This is a genomic window from Pseudoalteromonas sp. SR45-5, assembly GCF_014163565.1.
GTDB classification, from domain to species: domain Bacteria; phylum Pseudomonadota; class Gammaproteobacteria; order Enterobacterales; family Alteromonadaceae; genus Pseudoalteromonas; species Pseudoalteromonas distincta.
Genome location: NZ_JACJDN010000457.1, coordinates 1 through 3,335, shown reverse-complemented (window position 1 = coordinate 3,335; position 3,335 = coordinate 1). Strand labels below are relative to the sequence as shown.

Annotated in this window: 3 protein-coding genes and 1 pseudogene; 1 reads left to right on the top strand and 3 read right to left on the bottom strand. The window is 39.0% G+C overall.

Annotated elements, in window-relative coordinates:
- The 3 genes and pseudogenes from H5072_RS15050 to H5072_RS15040 all read right to left on the bottom strand — a co-directional run.
- Window positions 1-380, bottom strand: a pseudogene (locus tag H5072_RS15050) (amino acid ABC transporter substrate-binding protein); the annotation flags it as partial.
- Window positions 381-434: 54 nt separating this feature from the next.
- Window positions 435-1,172 (bottom strand): UDP-2,3-diacylglucosamine diphosphatase, encoded by a 738-nt coding sequence (locus H5072_RS15045; RefSeq protein WP_002958351.1) that lies wholly within the window; start codon window positions 1,170-1,172, stop codon window positions 435-437.
- 88 nt (window positions 1,173-1,260) lie between these two features.
- Window positions 1,261-1,752: a peptidylprolyl isomerase gene (locus H5072_RS15040; RefSeq protein WP_002958350.1), complete on the bottom strand. Its 492-nt coding sequence runs from the start codon at window positions 1,750-1,752 to the stop codon at window positions 1,261-1,263.
- A 155-nt stretch (window positions 1,753-1,907) separates the two neighbouring features.
- On the opposite strand from H5072_RS15040, the gene cysS reads away from it, so the two are divergent.
- Window positions 1,908-3,287, top strand: a complete 1,380-nt coding sequence (gene cysS, locus H5072_RS15035) for a cysteine--tRNA ligase (RefSeq protein ID WP_024596371.1) — start codon at window positions 1,908-1,910, stop codon at window positions 3,285-3,287.
- The last annotated feature ends 48 nt before the right edge of the window (window positions 3,288-3,335 follow it).

Below are 3,335 nucleotides of genomic sequence, written 5' to 3'. Positions count from 1 at the left end.
TAAGGTGTTAATGATTTAACTGTACCATCGAAGTTAATAGCACTCTCTTTGCGTTTAAAAATTCCTGAATGAGCAACTGCAAGTGGGCGAGAGTAGTAAAAAACTTCATTTCTTTTTAATGAATAAAAAGCGCCTAAAATAGCTGTTTTTCTCTTTTTTTCTAATAGCTTTAGGGCGCGGTCCCATGTCGTAAACTCGGCTTCGCTATTAATGCCTTGAGTTTTAAGGGCTGATTGAGTGATTTCATATAACCAACCGTTATCAGGAAGGTTTTCGCTAAAATAGGGAGGGTAGTTTTCAGTAACAATTTGCCATGTTTGCTCGCTAAATACTTTGGTAGGAATGGCAATTACTACGATGAAAATTAACAGCTTAATCATTAAACCTCTCACTATTATTCAAATATATAGTTAAATAATAGTCAGGATTTTAAATTATGCGAAAGGCGTGCTAATTAATTCTTGTGATTGAGGGGTAACGACTAAATAAGAGCCTTGGGTATACCAGTCACCTAGCACTGTACGAGTAAGCGTTTGTTCATTAACTTTATAGGTATGAACATTAGGGCGGTGAGTATGACCATGAATCATATTAGTAACGTTATGTTTGGCAAAGGTGGCAAGCACGGCTTCATCTACAACGTCTAAAATTTCGATAGGTTTATCAGCTTGGCTCAACTTACTTTTTTCACGGGCATTACGCGCTATTTTTTTACGATACCAAAGTGGCATTGCAAGCATTAATTTTGGCCACCACCAACCACGGCTTTTTTTACGAAATTTTTGATACTCAGTATCTTGAGTACACATTTCGTCGCCATGTAAAATAACGGTAGGCGTACCATATAAATCAATGACTGTTTGTTCATCGAGTAAAGTCATTGCGGCCATGTCTGCATATTGCTTGCGCATGATGAAATCACGGTTGCCATGTATAAAATAAACAGGTGTCCCACCATCATTAACGGCGCTTAAATGCTTTGCTACATCGGCACTCAGCGCTGTAATGTAGTCATCTCCAACCCATACTTCAAAAAAATCACCCAAAATATAAAGTGCATCTACATCTTTATTTAGTATATGCGTATTTAAAAAGTCAAAAAATGCAGCGCTAATGTCGGGGCGGTTTTCGCTTAGGTGTAAATCTGCAATAAAGTAAGTTTGGCGAGTCATAGGTCAGTCTTTTCGATATAAATAAAGCGGGCGTATACACATTGGTAAATGCCCGCTGATACTCCACATTACGTGGGTAAACTTACTATTAGCTAACAGTAACGCTTTCGATGATCACATCTTCAAGAGGCACGTCTTGGTGAAAACCAGTACTACCTGTTGCTACGCCTTTTATTTTATTTACTACGTCCATGCCTTCTACTACTTCAGCAAAAACACAGTAACCCCAGCCTTGCGATGTTTCGCTACTGTGGTTTAAAAAGTCGTTGTTATTCACGTTAATGAAAAACTGCGCTGTAGCTGAATGAGGATCAGGTGTACGTGCCATTGCTAAAGTACCTATCTTGTTAGATAGGCCATTATTAGCTTCATTTTTAATTGGGTCGTTAACTTCTTTTTGTTCCATACCTGGTACAAAACCACCGCCTTGAACCATAAAACCATCGATTACACGATGAAATATAGTGCCGTTGAAAAAATCAGCATTTGCATACTCTAAAAAGTTTTTAACAGTGTTTGGAGCTTCTTGCTCAAACATTTTAATGGTGATGTCACCAAAATTGGTGTGTAGAACAACCATGTGTTTTCCTATATCTGGTTTAAATATTGGCGCTATTTTATCGTAGTTGGCTAAGATTAACAAAGTAGATGTTTGGTTTGTTATAAAGCGCTAGAGCAGGGGCTTTTCAAGTGGTAACATAACTGTTCAAGTAAATAGTCAAGGACTCAAAGTAAATGGTAAATATATACAACACACTCACGCGACAAAAAGAGCAATTTAAACCTATGGTCGAAGGCAAAATCGACATGTATGTGTGTGGTATCACCATTTATGATTACTGCCATATTGGACACGCTCGTACTTTTGTTGGTTTTGACGTTATTGTGCGCTACTTACGTCATATTGGTTACGATTTAAAATATGTACGTAACATTACAGATATCGACGATAAAATAATTAAACGTGCAAATGAAAATGGTGAGTCAATAAACGACTTAACTGTGCGCATGACTAAAGCGATGCATGAAGATTTTGATAGCCTAAATATGCTACGCCCAGATGTTGAACCAACAGTTACAAGCCATATGGATGAAATTATCGTTATGGTTAAGCGCTTGATTGAAAAAGGCCATGCCTATGTTGCAGCTGATGGCGATGTTTTGTTTGATGTATCAACGTTTGAGCAATATGGTGCGCTTTCTCAGCAAGATTTAACTATGTTGCAATCGGGCTCTCGCGTAGAAGTGGCTCAAGATAAAGACGATCCGCTTGATTTTGTGTTATGGAAAAAAGCCAAAGCAGGTGAGCCATCATGGTCATCACCGTGGGGTGAAGGGCGTCCTGGTTGGCATATTGAATGTTCGGCAATGAGCTCAAAACACTTAGGTGAGCATTTTGATATTCACGGTGGGGGGTCTGATTTACAGTTTCCACATCATGAAAACGAAATTGCCCAGTCGTGCTGTGCAAACAACGGCAAGTATGTAAATACATGGATACATACTGGCATGGTGCAAGTAAATAAAGAAAAAATGTCTAAGTCGTTAGATAACTTTTTTACTGTGCGTGAAGTTTTAAAAGCATACGATGCCGAATCTGTTCGTTACTTTTTAATTTCAGGGCATTACCGCAGCCAATTAAATTACTCACAAGAAAATTTAGACCAAGCGCGTTCATCACTTGAACGCATTTATACAGCGCTTCGTGATGTCGTACCGGTAGAGTGCGACTTAGAAGGCAATGAGTTTGTTGCTAAGTTTAGAAAAGCAATGAATGATGACTTTAATACACCAGAAGCACTACCTGTGTTGTTCGAACTTGCTAAAGAATTAAACCGCGTAAAAGAAAGTGACGCAGGTCAAGCTGGCAAGTTAGCGTTTATACTGCGTAGCCTCGGTGAAGTGTTAGGTGTTGCTCAACAAGCACCGGAAGCTTTTTTACAAGGTGGGCAAGATGACGACGAAGTTGCGACAATTGAAGCATTAATTGTAAAACGTAATGAAGCACGTGCTAGTAAGGACTGGGCTGCTGCTGATGAAGCACGTGATGCACTTAATGCATTAGGTGTAATACTTGAAGATTCAGCTGGTAAAACAACGTGGCGTAAAGCGTAAGCGTTTAAAGTTATTCAGGTCAAACTAAAAAAGGGTTGCCAAATGGCA

Excerpts from the sequence above, each read along its gene's own strand:
- H5072_RS15045 (WP_002958351.1), bottom strand. The coding sequence starts at position 1,172 with ATGACTCGCCAAACTTACTTTATTGCAGATTTACACCTAAGCGAAAAC.
- H5072_RS15040 (WP_002958350.1), bottom strand. The coding sequence starts at position 1,752 with ATGGTTGTTCTACACACCAATTTTGGTGACATCACCATTAAAATGTTT.
- cysS (WP_024596371.1), top strand. The coding sequence starts at position 1,908 with ATGGTAAATATATACAACACACTCACGCGACAAAAAGAGCAATTTAAA.